Source organism: Kosakonia sp. WA-90 (assembly GCF_039871955.1).
In the GTDB taxonomy this organism is placed as follows: Bacteria; Pseudomonadota; Gammaproteobacteria; order Enterobacterales; family Enterobacteriaceae; genus Kosakonia; species Kosakonia oryzendophytica.
In genome coordinates, this window is record NZ_JBDPLJ010000002.1 from 565,699 (window position 1) to 579,752 (window position 14,054).

General features: G+C 55.2%; 16 protein-coding genes. 14 read left to right on the forward strand and 2 right to left on the reverse strand.

Annotated features, from left to right (window positions below; all coding sequences use genetic code 11):
* Position 1 precedes the first annotated feature (1 nt).
* From ABGA49_RS05835 to cobT, 7 genes are read left to right on the forward strand one after another with little or no spacing between them, the layout of a single operon-like run.
* A complete protein-coding gene (locus ABGA49_RS05835; protein WP_347665271.1) occupies positions 2-283 on the forward strand; it encodes an energy-coupling factor ABC transporter substrate-binding protein in 282 nt (93 codons plus the stop codon).
* On the forward strand, positions 264-947 hold the full coding sequence (locus ABGA49_RS05840) for an energy-coupling factor ABC transporter transmembrane protein (RefSeq protein ID WP_347665272.1): 684 nt from the start codon (positions 264-266) through the stop codon (positions 945-947). The genes ABGA49_RS05835 and ABGA49_RS05840 overlap by 20 nt, the downstream gene beginning before the upstream one ends.
* Positions 948-956: 9 nt before the next feature.
* Entirely contained in the window at positions 957-1,772 is an 816-nt protein-coding gene (locus ABGA49_RS05845) for an energy-coupling factor ABC transporter ATP-binding protein (RefSeq protein WP_347665273.1), read from the forward strand.
* Positions 1,769-3,292 carry a cobyric acid synthase gene (locus ABGA49_RS05850; RefSeq protein WP_347665274.1) on the forward strand — a complete coding sequence of 508 codons (1,524 nt, stop codon included), beginning with the start codon at positions 1,769-1,771 and terminating at the stop codon, positions 3,290-3,292. The genes ABGA49_RS05845 and ABGA49_RS05850 overlap by 4 nt, the downstream gene beginning before the upstream one ends.
* The gene (cobU, locus tag ABGA49_RS05855; RefSeq protein ID WP_134317948.1) at positions 3,286-3,831 is read left to right on the forward strand and encodes a bifunctional adenosylcobinamide kinase/adenosylcobinamide-phosphate guanylyltransferase; all 546 of its coding nucleotides are present in this window, start codon (positions 3,286-3,288) and stop codon (positions 3,829-3,831) included. The genes ABGA49_RS05850 and cobU overlap by 7 nt, the downstream gene beginning before the upstream one ends.
* Positions 3,828-4,568: an adenosylcobinamide-GDP ribazoletransferase gene (cobS, locus tag ABGA49_RS05860; protein WP_061494182.1), complete on the forward strand. Its 741-nt coding sequence runs from the start codon at positions 3,828-3,830 to the stop codon at positions 4,566-4,568. Before cobU ends, cobS begins: the two co-directional genes overlap by 4 nt.
* Before the next feature lie 27 nt (positions 4,569-4,595).
* Positions 4,596-5,654: a nicotinate-nucleotide--dimethylbenzimidazole phosphoribosyltransferase gene (cobT, locus tag ABGA49_RS05865; protein ID WP_347665275.1), complete on the forward strand. Its 1,059-nt coding sequence runs from the start codon at positions 4,596-4,598 to the stop codon at positions 5,652-5,654.
* Positions 5,655-5,657: 3 nt separating this feature from the next.
* Here cobT and ABGA49_RS05870 read toward each other — a convergent pair whose 3' ends face one another.
* Positions 5,658-5,969, reverse strand: a complete 312-nt coding sequence (locus ABGA49_RS05870; protein WP_061494184.1) for a helix-turn-helix domain-containing protein — start codon at positions 5,967-5,969, stop codon at positions 5,658-5,660.
* 237 nt (positions 5,970-6,206) lie between these two features.
* On the opposite strand from ABGA49_RS05870, the gene fusA reads away from it, so the two are divergent.
* From fusA to ABGA49_RS05885, 3 genes are all read left to right on the forward strand, one after another.
* A complete protein-coding gene (gene fusA / locus ABGA49_RS05875) occupies positions 6,207-8,309 on the forward strand; it encodes an elongation factor G (protein ID WP_061494185.1) in 2,103 nt (700 codons plus the stop codon).
* Positions 8,310-8,498: 189 nt separating this feature from the next.
* Positions 8,499-9,452, forward strand: coding sequence for a L,D-transpeptidase (gene ldtA, locus ABGA49_RS05880; RefSeq protein WP_347665276.1), 954 nt, complete (start codon positions 8,499-8,501; stop codon positions 9,450-9,452).
* A 341-nt stretch (positions 9,453-9,793) separates the two neighbouring features.
* A complete protein-coding gene (locus tag ABGA49_RS05885; protein ID WP_061494187.1) occupies positions 9,794-10,285 on the forward strand; it encodes a DUF1003 domain-containing protein in 492 nt (163 codons plus the stop codon).
* 94 nt (positions 10,286-10,379) lie between these two features.
* On the opposite strand, the gene ABGA49_RS05890 is transcribed toward ABGA49_RS05885, so the two are convergent.
* Entirely contained in the window at positions 10,380-11,150 is a 771-nt protein-coding gene (locus ABGA49_RS05890; protein ID WP_061494188.1) for an SDR family oxidoreductase, read from the reverse strand.
* 95 nt (positions 11,151-11,245) lie between these two features.
* Between ABGA49_RS05890 and ABGA49_RS05895 the strand changes: the two genes are divergently transcribed.
* The 4 genes from ABGA49_RS05895 (at position 11,246) to ABGA49_RS05910 (ending at position 14,037) form a co-directional block, all read left to right on the forward strand.
* Positions 11,246-12,193, forward strand: a complete 948-nt coding sequence (locus tag ABGA49_RS05895) for an AraC family transcriptional regulator (protein ID WP_347665277.1) — start codon at positions 11,246-11,248, stop codon at positions 12,191-12,193.
* Positions 12,194-12,226: 33 nt separating this feature from the next.
* Complete coding sequence (locus ABGA49_RS05900) at positions 12,227-12,790, forward strand: helix-turn-helix domain-containing protein (RefSeq protein ID WP_347665278.1); 564 nt, start codon at positions 12,227-12,229, stop codon at positions 12,788-12,790.
* Complete coding sequence (locus ABGA49_RS05905; protein WP_088238020.1) at positions 12,787-13,338, forward strand: GNAT family N-acetyltransferase; 552 nt, start codon at positions 12,787-12,789, stop codon at positions 13,336-13,338. The genes ABGA49_RS05900 and ABGA49_RS05905 overlap by 4 nt, the downstream gene beginning before the upstream one ends.
* A gap of 168 nt (positions 13,339-13,506) precedes the next feature.
* Positions 13,507-14,037, forward strand: coding sequence for a glyoxalase superfamily protein (locus ABGA49_RS05910; RefSeq protein WP_347665279.1), 531 nt, complete (start codon positions 13,507-13,509; stop codon positions 14,035-14,037).
* The last annotated feature ends 17 nt before the right edge of the window (positions 14,038-14,054 follow it).

The following is a 14,054-nucleotide window of genomic DNA, read 5'->3' on the forward strand; positions in this document are numbered from 1 at the left end:
GATGAAAAAGACCCTGATTTTACTGGCGATGGTGATTGCTCTGGTGATCATGCCTTTCTTTATCGACCATGGCGGCGAATACGGTGGTTCCGATGGGCAAGCGGAAAGCCAGATCCAGGCGGTTGCGCCGCATTACCAGCCGTGGTTCCAGCCGCTGTATAAACCGGCAAGCGGCGAGATCGAAAGCCTGCTGTTTACGTTGCAAGGCTCGATTGGCGCAGCGGTGATTTTCTACATTCTCGGTTATATGAAAGGCAGACAGCATGATAGCGAACGGTCTTGATCGGCTCTGCTACCAGAGCCGTTGGGCTACGCTCGCGCCGGAGCGCAAGTTCTTCTGCTGGCTATTGATGATGGCGCTGGCGTTTTCTCTGCCGCCACTCGGACAGGGGATTTTGCTGGTTTTTATCGCGGCGTTCACCTGTTGGCTGCTGCGCATGTCGCTGTGGCGCTGGCTGCGCTGGATGGCAATTCCGCTGGGATTTTTACTGGTGGGCATCGTAACGATCCTGTTCAGTGTGACCCGAGAACCGCTGCATTTACTGTTTGGCGTGCAACTGGGGCACGTCTGGCTTGGTGTGCTGCCGGAAGGGCTGGCGGCAGCGAACGCCACGCTGTGGCGTAGTCTGGCGGCGTTGTCGGCGACCTTCTGGCTGGTGCTGAATCTGCCGTTTCCGCAGTTGATTCTGCTGCTGAAGCGCGCGCACGTGCCGCGCCTGTTGACGGAACAGATCCTGCTCATTTGGCGCTTTATCTTTATCCTGCTGGAGGAAGCGGCGGCGATTCACCGGGCGCAGACGCTGCGTTTTGGTTACCGCACCTTGCCCCAGGGGTACCGCTCGCTGGCGATGCTGGTCAGCCTGTTATTTACCCGCGTGCTGCTGCGCTACAAAGCGCTGGCGACCACGCTGGATATCAAACTTTATCAGGGTGATTTTCACCTGTGAGGATCTGGCATGCTGGCCACCGATAACCTGTGGTTCCGTTACCAGGATGAACCCATACTGAAAGGGCTCAGCCTCGACTTTTCCCGCCAGCCGGTAACCGGGCTGGTCGGTGCGAACGGCTGCGGCAAATCCACGCTGTTTATGAACCTGAGCGGCATTTTACGCCCGCAACAGGGGACGGTGCAGTGGCAGGGGAAACCGCTGGATTACAGTAAACGCGCACTGCTGGCGCTGCGCCAGCAGGTCACGACCGTATTTCAGGATCCCGATCAGCAAATTTTCTATACCGATATTGATAGCGATATTGCCTTTAGTTTGCGCAATATCGGCGTGCCGGAAGCCGAGATCGCCCGCCGCGTAGAGGATGCGTTGACACTGGTGGATGCACAGTCGTTTCGTCATCAGCCTATTCAGTGCCTGAGCCACGGGCAAAAAAAACGCGTGGCCATCGCAGGCGCGTTGGTGTTGCAGGCAAAATATCTGCTGCTGGATGAACCTACTGCCGGGCTTGACCCCGCCGGGCGTACGCAGATGCTGACCCTTATCCGGCGCATTGTTGCGCAAGGAAATCATGTGGTGATTTCCAGTCATGACATTGATTTAATGTATGAAATCTGCGACGCCGTGTACGTGCTACGACGCGGCGAGTTGCTGACGCACGGTGCGCCAGGCGAGGTGTTTGCCCGCCGGGCGCTGATAGAAGAAGCCGGGCTGACGCAGCCGTGGTTGGTTAAATTGCACAGCGAGTTGGGGTTTCCGCTGTGCAAAAGCGAAGATGAATTTTATGCCCGTATGCGGGCGATGCCGGTGAAGGAGGCGTCATGACGCAGGCTATTATGCTGCAAGGAACCGCTTCGGATGTGGGCAAAAGCGTGCTGGTCGCCGGGCTGTGCCGTATTTTTCATCAGGACGGACTCAGGATCGCGCCGTTTAAGTCGCAAAATATGGCGCTCAACTCGGGGATTACGCCGGACGGCCAGGAGATGGGACGTGCGCAGATATTTCAGGCCGAGGCCGCAGGTATCCTCCCCGATGTGCGAATGAACCCGGTGCTGCTTAAACCCACCAGCGACCGCAAGGCGCAAGTGGTGCTGATGGGCAAAGTCGCGACCGATATGGACGCGGTGAGCTACCACGACTATAAACCGCGTCTGCGCCAGCAGATTATCGATGTTTATCACAGCCTGGCACAGGAGTATGACGCGCTGGTACTGGAAGGAGCGGGTAGCCCGGCGGAGATCAACCTGCGCGACCGGGATATCGTCAATATGGGGATGGCGGAGATGGCCGGTTGCGCGGTTATCCTGGTGGCAGATATCGACCGGGGCGGCGTGTTTGCCGCGATTTACGGTACGCTGGCGCTGTTGCAGGAGCATGAGCGCTGGCGGGTCAAAGGGGTAATTATCAATAAATTTCGCGGCGATGTGGCGCTGCTTACCCCCGGCATTAAACAGATTGAAGCACTGACCGGCGTGCCGGTGATCGGCGTGATGCCGTGGTTGGACGTCGACCTGGAAGATGAGGATGGCGTGGCGTTGCAGCGTGGTAAATATCTGCGCACCGGTGAGCGGGCGGTAGAGATTGCAGTGGTGCAGTTGCCACACATTTCTAACTTTACCGATTTTAACGCGCTGGCGGCCCAGCCGGATGTGCGCGTGCAGTATGTGCGCACCCCGGAAGCGCTGCACAGCGCCGATGCAGTGATTCTGCCGGGCAGTAAAAACACCCTTAGCGATTTAACCTGGCTTCGTGAGTGCGGGCTGGCAAAAGCGGTGCTGGATGCGCATCATACGGGCGTACCGGTGATCGGCGTTTGCGGCGGTTATCAGATGCTTGGTGAGATGATCATTGACGAGGTGGAGTCCGGGCTGGGGACATTGCCAGGTCTGGGGCTGCTGGATACCGTCACCCGTTTTGCCCGTGACAAAACCACAACGCTTGTCGACGCGACCTTGCAGGAGACGTTGCCTGGCTGGATGGCGGGCTGCGCCGGGCTTGGCTTGCGTGGTTACGAAATCCATCTGGGAGAAACCACATTGCACAGTGGGTGCCGTCCGGCATTGTGGCTGCACAAAGCGGGGCAGCGCGTGGCGGATGGCGCAGTCAGCGACGATGGGCAGGTGTTCGGCACTTACCTGCACGGTTTGTTTGACAGCGATGCCTTTACCCGCGCGTTCATCAACGGCCTGCGTCAGCGTAAAGGCATGCCACCGCTGGATGCCGCCGTCAGTTATGCGCAGTATAAAGCGCAGCAGTTCGATCTGCTGGCCAGCGCCATGCGTGAGCATGTGGATATTGAACGCATTTATCAGATTATGCAGCAACATCAGGAGCCAGCATGTTAACCCTTGTTACCGGCGGTGCGCGCAGTGGCAAAAGCCGCCATGCCGAGTCGCTGGTCGCCAGCGCCGACGGGGTGTTGTATATCGCTACCTCGCACATTTTCGATGAGGAGATGGCGGCGCGCATTCAGCATCACCGGGACAGTCGCCCGGCGCACTGGCGCACTGAAGAGCGATGGCAACAGCTCGCTGAAATTATTACCCCTGACAATGCCCCCAATGAAGCGGTGTTGCTGGAGTGCATCACGACACTGGTGACCAATCTACTGTTTGCTTATGGCGGCGCTGACGATCCCGATAGCTGGGATTACACGACGCTGGAAGCACAGGTGCAGCATGAGATTGATATGCTGATTGCCGCCTGTGCGGCCTGCCCGTCGCCGGTGGTGCTGGTGACCAATGAAGTGGGGATGGGCATCGTGCCGGAAAACCGTCTGGCACGTCACTTTCGCGACATCGCTGGCCGCGTGAATCAACGGCTGGCGCAGGCGGCGGATCATGTCTGGTTGGTGGTGTCCGGTATTGGAGTCAAAATCAAATGATGAAGCTTTTTTTCGCCACGCTGTCGTTTATCAGCCGCATACCCGTGCCCGGGCGCTGTGTGCAGGGGCTGGATGTGGCGGATTATGTGCGTGGCATTGTGACTTTTCCGCTGGTCGGGCTGCTGCTGGGCGCGCTCAGCGGCATCGTGCTGGTGGGGCTGCAACCCTGGTGCGGTGGGCCGCTGGCGGCGTTGTTCTGTGTGCTGGCACTGGCGTTGCTGACGGGTGGTTTTCACCTTGATGGTCTGGCGGATACCTGCGATGGCGTGTTTTCCGCCCGCCGACGTGAGCGGATGCTGGAGATCATGCGCGACAGCCGCCTTGGTACCCACGGTGGTCTGGCGCTGGTGTTTGTGGTGGTGGCGAAGATCCTGACCCTCAGCGAGTTGCAACTGCGCGACACCAGCATGATTGCCGCGCTGGCTGCCGCCTGTGCAGTGGGGCGCGGTGGAGCGGTATTACTGATGTTCGGCCATCGCTATGCCCGCGATGAGGGGCTGGGGAATCTGTTTATTGGCAAGGTTTCCGGTCGGGATACGCTGGTCACTCTGGTGATAACGGCGTTGGCGGTGGTCGGTTTGTTAGGGACAAAAGGGGGGATCGCGTTGGCGGCAACCCTGCTGGCTATCTTCGTGCTCGGTCAGATGCTGAAACGTACGCTGGGTGGGCAGACCGGCGACACACTGGGCGCGGCAATCGAGCTTGGCGAACTGGTATTCCTTCTGGCGCTGTTATAAACAGCCCGCAACATAATGAGAAACACTATGCAGACATTGACCGCATTCCTGGCAGCGATTCCCACCCCCGATCACATGGCGATGGCACACGCGCAGCAGCATCTTGATGGCTTACTGAAACCCCTTGGCAGCCTGGGGCGGCTGGAAGCGCTGGCGGTTCAACTGGCGGGAATGCCTGGACTGAAGGGCACCCTACAGGTAGGGGAAAAAGCGATTGTGGTGATGTGCGCGGATCATGGCGTATGGCACGAAGGCGTGGCGGTCTCCCCGCGCGAGGTCACCGCTATTCAGGCGGCGAATATGACCCAGGCAACCACCGGCGTGTGTGTGCTGGCGGCGCAGGCTGGGGCAAAAGTGCATGTGCTGGATGTCGGTATCGACGCTGATCCCATCCCCGGTGTGGTGAATATGAAGGTGGCGCGCGGCAGCGGCAATATTGCGGCTGGCCCGGCGATGAGCACGCAGCAGGCAGAAGAACTGCTGCTGGAAACCGTCCGCTATACCCGTGAACTGGCGAAGCAGGGGGTAAACCTGTTCGGCGTTGGGGAACTGGGGATGGCGAACACCACGCCAGCGGCGGCGATTGTTAGCGTACTGACCGGCGAAGCGCCTGAATCGGTGGTGGGTATCGGCGCAAATCTACCGGAATCACAGCTGGGTCATAAAGCGGCGGTTGTGCGTAAAGCGATCGCGGTTAACCAACCGGATCCTGCCGATGGCCTTGCAGTGCTGGCTAAAGTCGGGGGGTATGATCTGTTGGGGATGTGTGGGGTGATCCTTGGCGCGGCGTCCTGTGGGCTGCCGGTGGTGCTGGACGGTTTTCTCTCCTATGCTTCGGCGCTGGCGGCGTGCCGCATTGCGCCGCAGATCAAGCCTTATCTCATTCCGTCGCATCTTTCCGCCGAAAAAGGCGCGCGCATTGCGCTTGAGCACTTAGGACTGGAACCGTATCTCAATATGGGAATGCGTTTAGGTGAGGGCAGCGGTGCGGCGCTGGCGATGCAACTGGTGGATGCCGCCTGCGCCATTTACAACAACATGGGCACACTGGCGGGCAGCAACATTGTGCTGCCGGAAACGAAATAACGCTTACTCTTCGCGTTGCATTACCTGCAACAGCGTATCCAACAAGCCGGGAAAACAGATATCCAGGTCTTCCCGGCGCAGCGAAATCATATTTTCCCTACCTTGTGGCCGTTGCCAGACCACGCCGCTGTCGCGCAATACACGCCAGTGATGGGTCATGGTGGACTTCGCCACGTCCTGCGGGCGCAGTGCATTGCAACTGAGTTCGCTGCCGTCGGCAAGTCGCCTGATAATGGCCAGTCGCAGAGGGTTGCCAAGGGCAAAGAGCACATTTTCGAGGCGAAATTGCTCACGTTCAGGGTGGTTAGCGATCATAATCTTCCTGTGTCGGCGGTAGCGCTGCTGGTTTCAGCAGCGGCCCGTATCGGCGGCTGGCCGGTACTATACGCAAACTGCGTTGTTTAAGCCACGTCGTCAATTGCAGCTCAACCAATCGTTAGAATAGCAAAAATAGTTCGAATATACTCGTACAGTTGTACTATGATAAGTGCCGTGAATGAATAGCGGCCAATTCCGGCCGCGAACGAACAGTCAAAAGACTAAGGACGCATCATGCCCCGACCCATTCCTCTCGAACGTTATCGCAACATCGGTATCTCCGCGCATATCGATGCCGGTAAAACAACCACCACTGAGCGCATCCTGTTTTACACCGGGATGAGCCACAAACTGGGTGAAGTACACGATGGCGCGGCAACGACTGACTGGATGGCGCAGGAGCAAGAGCGTGGGATAACCATTACCTCTGCGGCGGTAAGCTGCTTCTGGCCAGGTATGGATCGTGGCTTTGAGCCGCACCGCATCAATATTATCGACACCCCAGGGCATGTGGATTTCACCATTGAAGTGGAACGCTCCATGCGTGTGCTCGATGGCGCAGTGATGGTGTATGACTCCGTTGGTGGCGTGCAGCCACAGTCGGAAACCGTGTGGCGTCAGGCCAACAAATATCACGTACCGCGGCTGGCGTTTGTTAACAAGATGGACCGCCCCGGCGCGGATTTCTTCCGCGTGGTGCAGATGATGATCGATCGCCTGAAAGCTAACCCGGTGCCGATTGTTATTCCGATTGGCGCAGAAGAGCATTTCACCGGTGTGGTGGATTTAATCAAGATGCGCGAAATCATCTGGGATGACGCCACACAAGGCATGACCTTTAGCTATGGCCCGGTGCCGGAGGCATTACTGGCGACCGCGCAGGAGTGGCGGGAAAAAATGGTCTCAGCGGCAGCGGAAGCCAGTGAAGCGTTGATGGATAAATATCTGGAAACCGGTTCGCTGGACGAAGCTGACATTATCGCCGGGCTGCGTGCACGCACCGTTGCTGGGGAGATCCAGCCGATGCTGTGTGGCAGCGCCTTTAAAAACAAAGGTGTGCAGCGCATGCTTGATGCGGTGGTGGAACTGATGCCGTCGCCGCTGGATATTCCGGCCATTCAGGGCGTGGATGAAAAAGGTCAGCCTGCTGAGCGTCATCCCAGCGATGAAGAGCCATTCTCTGCGCTGGCGTTCAAACTGATGACCGACCCGTATGTTGGCCAGTTGACCTTTATTCGCGTCTATTCCGGCGTGCTGAAAAAAGGCGACGCGGTTTACAACCCGGTCAAAGGCAAAAAAGAGCGCATCGGGCGTATCGTGCAGATGCATGCTAACGATCGCCACGAAGTGGATGAACTGCGCGCGGGAGATATTGCCGCCTGCGTAGGTCTCAAAGATGTCACCACCGGTGACACGTTAAGCGATCCGGATGCGGTGATCACCCTGGAGCGCATGGAGTTTCCGGAGCCGGTGATTTCGCTGGCGATTGAGCCGAAAACCAAAGCGGATCAGGAAAAAATGGGGATCGCGCTGCAACGGCTGGCGTCTGAAGACCCCTCCTTCCGCCTGCACACGGATGAGGAGTCCGGGCAGACGATCATTTCCGGGATGGGTGAGTTGCACCTGGAAATCATCGTCGATCGTATGAAACGCGAGTTTGGCGTGGAAGCGAACATCGGTCGTCCGCAGGTCACTTACCGTGAAACCCTGCGTAAAACGGTGAAAGACATTGAAGGTAAGTTTGTGCGCCAGTCTGGCGGTAAAGGGCAGTACGGCCATGTCGTGTTAACCCTCGAGCCGCTGGAGCCGGGTAGCGGCTTTGTCTTCGAAGACGCCACCAAAGGCGGTGTGGTGCCGCGTGAGTATATTCCTTCAGTGGAAAAAGGCTTGCGTGAAGCCATGGGCACCGGCGTGCTGGCGGGGTATCCGGTGGTGGATGTGAAAGCGACTCTGACGTTTGGCTCGTATCACGATGTCGACTCCTCGGAAATGGCCTTCCGCATGGCGGCGATCTTTGGTTTTAAAGAGGGCGCACGCAAAGCGGACCCGGCGATCCTCGAACCGGTGATGCATGTTGAAGTGGAAACGCCGGAAGAGTACGCCGGTAACATTATGGGCGACCTCTCTTCCCGTCGCGGTATGGTGCAGGGGATGGAAGAGCGCTTCGGCAGCCAGATTATCCGCGCCGATGTGCCGCTGGCCGAAATGTTTGGCTACTCCACCACGCTGCGCTCCATGTCGCAGGGGCGTGCAACCTATAGCATGGAGTTCCACCACTACGCGGAAGCGCCGCGCAACGTGGCGGACGACATTATCGCCAGCCGTGCCAAAGCCTGACGCTAAACTGCAAAAACGCAAACCCCGCTCCGGCGGGGTTTTTTACTGTGAACGCTCTCTTTCGGATTGAACTGTCGGCGATCGTGCATGACGTTTTGGTGCCCGGGAGGGTAACGCCCTGTAAAAAGGGAGAAAAAGCATAAACCGGGCTATGATATAAAAAATATCTGCTGGCCCTGAGGGAAGGAAATGATGCCCCGATTCACATTGCTGTGCAGTCTGCTTGCGCTGTTTTCTGCGCCGAACGCGCTGGCGGTGAGCTACCCATTGCCGCCGGAGGGCAGCCGGCTGGTGGGCAGTCCGCAAATTATCACCGTTCCCCATGACAACACGTTGCCGCTCGAAGCTTTCGCCGCGAAATACGGTCAGGGGTTGAGTAATATGCTTGAAGCCAATCCCGATGCCGATCCCTTTCTACCGAAAGCGGGATCGCAACTGACCATACCGCAGCAGATTATTTTGCCTGCCACGGTGCGCGAAGGCATTGTGGTGAACGTCGCGGAAATGCGCCTTTACTATTATCCGAAAGAGACGAATACGGTGGAGATTTTACCGATTGGCATCGGCCAGGCGGGGCGCGAAACGCCGCGCAACTGGGTCACCGCCGTAGAGCGTAAGCAGGAAGGACCGACGTGGAGTCCGACGCCCAATACCCGACGTGAATACGCCAAACAGGGGAAAACCCTGCCAGCGTTTGTTCCGGCCGGGCCGGATAATCCGATGGGGCTGTACGCCATTTATATTGGCAAGCTGTACGCCATTCACGGCACCAATTCCAACTTTGGTATCGGGCTGCGTGTCAGCCAGGGTTGCATTCGGTTACGCAATGCTGACATTAAATACCTGTTCGATAATGTGCCTGTCGGCACCCGCGTGCAGATTATCGATCAACCGGTGAAAGCCACCACCGAGCCGGACGGCAGTCGCTGGATTGAAGTTCACGAGCCGTTGTCGCGCAACCGCACTGAATTTGAATCAACGAACAAAGTGCCACTGCCCATTACGCCAGCGCTGCGTGCCGTGATGCAGGGGAGTGAGGTGAATGTGAACCGGGCAACGGACGAGTTAGAACGACGATCGGGCATGCCGGTGAATATCACCACCGCGACGGATCGCGGGTTATCGACCCCGGAACACCTGTAATCCACTTTACAGCCTCGACCGGGCATTTGTTGGCGCGCCCAGTCAGTTCTTCCTTATTGGCTCTACGCTGTTGTTGCCGATCTGTGTACAGGCTAAAAGATACCGGGGGGCGTTGGTTAGGGGAAACTCATTAACCTTTCCCCTTCAAAACCATTCTCTACAAAAAACACGACAGGCGACAATGCGCGATGAGCAGATCTTAAATGGCCGGGATCTTTCTGAAGGAGAAGTGTCAGGTATACATCAGGGTACTCTCTATTTTCGAACAGTTGGGTATCAGCTTCCGCGGATACCTGAATTTTTGGCGATGCTGGCAATGCCCCGAAGCAGGAAGTTTTGATATGCATACAGATAAAGAATTTCGTTTATATCGCCCCTTGAAAGGTATTACGCATACGTTTGGCGAAGAATGGTTTGCGTTGAGAGCAGAAGCCTTCGCACGTTTTTTTGGTACGCCGACTTTCCTTATTGGGCAGACTATAGCGGTGATCGTGTGGATTGTCCTCAATACTGCGGGCTTTGTGACGTTTGATCCCTATCCCTTTATTTTGCTCAACCTGGCGTTCAGTATTCAGGCTGCTTATGCAGCTCCACTGATCCTTTTGGCGCAAACCCGACAGGCGGAGCGCGATCAGGCACATGCGCTGGCCGATGCACAACACCGCGAAGATCTGGATGATGCAATGGCGAAGCGCCAGATGGTCGCTGAGGAGCAGTCGGCACAATTGTTGGAATTGCTGAAACAGAATACTCATCTGACCGAATTGACCCGACAAATGGCCGAGCGTATCGAAACGCTCACAACGCAGCTTGCGCAGCGTGAGTTTCACTGACAGTCGCCGCCACTTTCTTGCCGCGCGTGGCTGAGAAACAGAGAGAGGGATACCCTCTCTCTGCCTTTACTTGTCTCATCTTCGCCCGGAACAATCAGTATGAAAAAGGGGAGCGATGCTGCGCTTCGGTGAGAGAATGCAGGGCATCTTCACCGGCAGCGGTATACAGCGGGGCGTGTTGATCGTTCGCGACGGCAAAAATGGCCTCCGCCACATCTTCGGCATGCGTTACTGGCGCGTGGGAATTGCCAACCATCTGGATAAACTCATCGACCATTTTTCCATACGCAGGATCGTCTCGCCCACCAAAATAAGCCTGCGCATTTTGGCCAAACTTCGTTTCGGGCGAGCGGCCCGGTAACACAACATGAACGCGAATACCAAAAGGCCTGGCTTCGATGGCTAATGATTCGCTCCATGCATTCAACGCCGCTTTACTGGCACGATAAAGCCCAATCAGCGGCATCGCTTTGGTCGTCACGGATGAAGAAACATTGATGATCACCCCTGATTTTTTCGCTCTCATCAGCGGGAGAAATGCCTGCGTTAATGACAGTGTGCCCAGGACATTGGTGTTCATTAATTGCTGCGCGGTTGCCAGGGGCGTCAGTTCAACGGGGACGGGGGCGCCAAAGCCAGCATTATTGACCAGCAGGTCAATCGCGCCAGCCTTTTTCACTACATCCGCAATGCTGCCCTCGGAAGTGATATCCAGCGGCAATATCGTCAGCCTGTCGCTTCCAGGAAAAAGCGTCGCATCAGGCGTTCTCATTGTGGCAATCACGTCCCAACCCTTGGCTAAAAAAAGTGTTGCTGTTGCCAGCCCAAAACCTGAAGAGCATCCGGTAATCAGTGCAGTTGGCATGGGTTAATCCTCTCTGTTGACTAGAGCCGCAATCATAGCCGCCACGAACTGGACAATATATAATCAAAAATCCACTTTCATTGAGAGAGAGTCCAATGTCAGATCCGTTAACCGATATTGTTGCTTTACTCAACCCCAGGCCAACTCATACAAAACTCGTTGAGGGCGCGGGTCAGTGGCGTATTATCCGGGAGTCTTCCGGAGAAGCGTTTTACTGTGCTGTATTGCAAGGCGAATGCCTGATAAGTATTAACGGTAAGGCCCCCACGTTAGTGGTTTCCGGGGATTTCGTTCTAATACCCGCCACTTACACGTTTGAGAACACCAATGCGGGCACTCCGCCTCCCGCTGGCATTACGGAGCCAACCTTGCTTGGCGACGGACACGTGCGAATTGGCTCAACAACCGGGTCGGCTGAACTGCTCATGAATGTGGGTCACTGTCAGTTCGACACACCGGACAAACAGCTTATTGTCGCTTTACTGCCCAACGCGATCCTGATTAAAGGAGAACGGCGTTTCATCACCTTGTTTGACCTCCTGCTGGATGAAAGCCGGACCCGGCGACCCGGGCGTGACGCGGTATTGACGCAGCTTTTGCGACTGTTACTGGTTGAGGCATTGCGCAGCGACCAGGATCTGTCGAAAACGACAGGTATCCTGAAAGGGTTACAACACGAAAAGATCGCCACAGCGCTGCATCTCATTCATGAAAAACCCGGCGCTGACTGGCAAATAGCACACCTTGCTCGTGACTGTGCGATGTCCCGATCCTCTTTTTTTGCCATATTCAGCGAGACAGTCGGCATGTCACCCATGCAGTACTTGCTCTTCTGGCGAATGTCGTTAGCCAGGAAAGCCTTGATGAGTGGCAAGGATAAAATCGAACAGATTGCCTTCCGGACAGGATACCAATCTGCGAGTGCGTTCAACGTCGCCTTCACGAAATACGTCGGTATGCCGCCAGGCGAATTCCGACGCCGGAATGCGGCTGACCCGGCTATTCAGCTTGACGGCCAATCCGTTTTCAGTAATATCCCATAAAAGAGAAATTTATCTCATTTAAGGGAGGTGAAGATGAGTAACACCGATTACAGGCAGAGGCTGGCTGCGCGTCTTGCTGCGCTGCGTTTGCAACATAACCAGTCATTGGATGAACTTTCCTCTGCATCGGGGATAAGCCGGGCATCGTTATCACGGATTGAACGCGGTGAAGTCAGTCCAACAGCCGAAGTTCTCAATCAACTCTGTAGCGTCTACGGAATGACGATGTCCCGCCTTCTCAATGAGGTCGAGCAAGTGGCAGAGAATCTGTTTCGGGCAGATCAGCAAACGTTGTGGCTGGATGACGAGAAGGGATTTGAGCGCCGCTTGTTAATACCGCCTTCAAACCAATATAAATGCGAAATGATTGATGGGAAGCTAAGACCCGGTGCTTTCATAGAATATCAGAAGCCACCGGTACAGGGACTTGAACACTATCTCTGGTTATATGATGGTGAATTAACGATTACGCAGAATGCAGAAGCCTGGTCTTTGAAAAAAGGCGATAGCTTGCGGTTTCATTTATCAGGATCTTCATCATTCAGGGCTCATGACAGTCTGGGTGCACATTATTTATTGGTGGTATGTAAATCATGATCGATTATCAAAAGCTCAACGCTGAAGAGGCTCACCTGGTTTTATCCGAATTAGGCGATGTATTGCAGTCTTGTGTCAAGGACGGGGCAAGTGTAGGGTTCACCGACCCGGCAGATCGTTTATCCATCGATAATTTCTGGAAAGATAAAATTTACAGTCTTGCAAGCCATGATTGTGAGTTACTGGTAGCCCGTGACAATGGAGTGTTAGCCGGAACAGTCATCATTAATTATTGTGGCATGCCTAATGGTCGCCACCGTGCGGAAATTTCAAAATTACTTGTTCATCCTCAATCACGTCGTCAGGGTATTGCACGGCAATTAATGAGTCAGGCAGAAAACATGGCCTGGGGAAAGGGCATATCTTTACTTGTACTGGATACACGAACGGGTGACGTGGCCAGTGAATTATACCGATCTCTTGGCTGGCAAACAGCCGGTACGATACCCCTTTATGCTCAATCTATTGACAATCGTTTTCACAGTACAACCTTTATGTATAAAGTGAAGAAGGAGTCGATCCCGCCATTTATATCTGAAAACTTGTGAAATTTCCTGAGGCTGTGTACCCTCATTCAGGGTCCATGCTACCCGCCGCTCGCTTCCGGAAAGGAAAAGGTGAAAGCATGTTTGTTCTCAACCTCATTAATTTTACAACTCTTGACGGTCGGGTTGTGGCAATGCGAGCCCCCTCATTTCCTGACGACAGGAGAAAATATGATTTCTATCGAGCAAGCAAAACAAATGGCTGCCAAATTAAAAGCCTCTCTTGAATTGCGCGATCACAAGATTCCTTATTCCATTGCACTCGAAATAGTTTCTCACCAGTTAGGTTTCCGAGACTGGAACACCGCAGCAGCAACATTGCTCCCGCAGGTTTCCTCCTCTCACATTCATTTCAGTAAGCCCATACCTATTCTGCGCATTTTTGATGTCCGAAAAGCACAGGAGTTCTATCTGGAATTTCTGTCATTCAGCGTTGAGTTTGAACATCGGTTCGAACCCCATTTACCCCTGTATATGGGTATTGCCCGAGAGGGGTTGCAGTTACATCTTTCTGAACATCACGGTGATGCCAGCCCGGGCGCAACACTATTTATTCCGATGAAAAATATTGCGTCGTTCAGAAATGAACTACACGGTAAACACTATGGATATGGCCGCCCGGAAATCGTTAAGCAAGATTGGGGGGATGTGATGGAAGTCCATGACCCGTTTGGCAACCGGCTCCGCTTCTGTCAAAGCTAATTCGTCATGCTTAAAAG

Coding starts and splice junctions, on each gene's coding strand:
- ABGA49_RS05910 (WP_347665279.1), top strand. CDS start 13,507: ATGATTTCTATCGAGCAAGCAAAACAAATGGCTGCCAAATTAAAAGCC.
- ABGA49_RS05840 (WP_347665272.1), top strand. CDS start 264: ATGATAGCGAACGGTCTTGATCGGCTCTGCTACCAGAGCCGTTGGGCT.
- ABGA49_RS05905 (WP_088238020.1), top strand. CDS start 12,787: ATGATCGATTATCAAAAGCTCAACGCTGAAGAGGCTCACCTGGTTTTA.
- cobT (WP_347665275.1), top strand. CDS start 4,596: ATGCAGACATTGACCGCATTCCTGGCAGCGATTCCCACCCCCGATCAC.
- ABGA49_RS05845 (WP_347665273.1), top strand. CDS start 957: ATGCTGGCCACCGATAACCTGTGGTTCCGTTACCAGGATGAACCCATA.
- cobS (WP_061494182.1), top strand. CDS start 3,828: ATGATGAAGCTTTTTTTCGCCACGCTGTCGTTTATCAGCCGCATACCC.
- ABGA49_RS05900 (WP_347665278.1), top strand. CDS start 12,227: ATGAGTAACACCGATTACAGGCAGAGGCTGGCTGCGCGTCTTGCTGCG.
- ABGA49_RS05890 (WP_061494188.1), bottom strand. CDS start 11,150: ATGCCAACTGCACTGATTACCGGATGCTCTTCAGGTTTTGGGCTGGCA.
- fusA (WP_061494185.1), top strand. CDS start 6,207: ATGCCCCGACCCATTCCTCTCGAACGTTATCGCAACATCGGTATCTCC.
- ABGA49_RS05885 (WP_061494187.1), top strand. CDS start 9,794: ATGCATACAGATAAAGAATTTCGTTTATATCGCCCCTTGAAAGGTATT.
- ABGA49_RS05895 (WP_347665277.1), top strand. CDS start 11,246: ATGTCAGATCCGTTAACCGATATTGTTGCTTTACTCAACCCCAGGCCA.
- ABGA49_RS05870 (WP_061494184.1), bottom strand. CDS start 5,969: ATGATCGCTAACCACCCTGAACGTGAGCAATTTCGCCTCGAAAATGTG.
- ABGA49_RS05835 (WP_347665271.1), top strand. CDS start 2: ATGAAAAAGACCCTGATTTTACTGGCGATGGTGATTGCTCTGGTGATC.
- cobU (WP_134317948.1), top strand. CDS start 3,286: ATGTTAACCCTTGTTACCGGCGGTGCGCGCAGTGGCAAAAGCCGCCAT.
- ABGA49_RS05850 (WP_347665274.1), top strand. CDS start 1,769: ATGACGCAGGCTATTATGCTGCAAGGAACCGCTTCGGATGTGGGCAAA.
- ldtA (WP_347665276.1), top strand. CDS start 8,499: ATGATGCCCCGATTCACATTGCTGTGCAGTCTGCTTGCGCTGTTTTCT.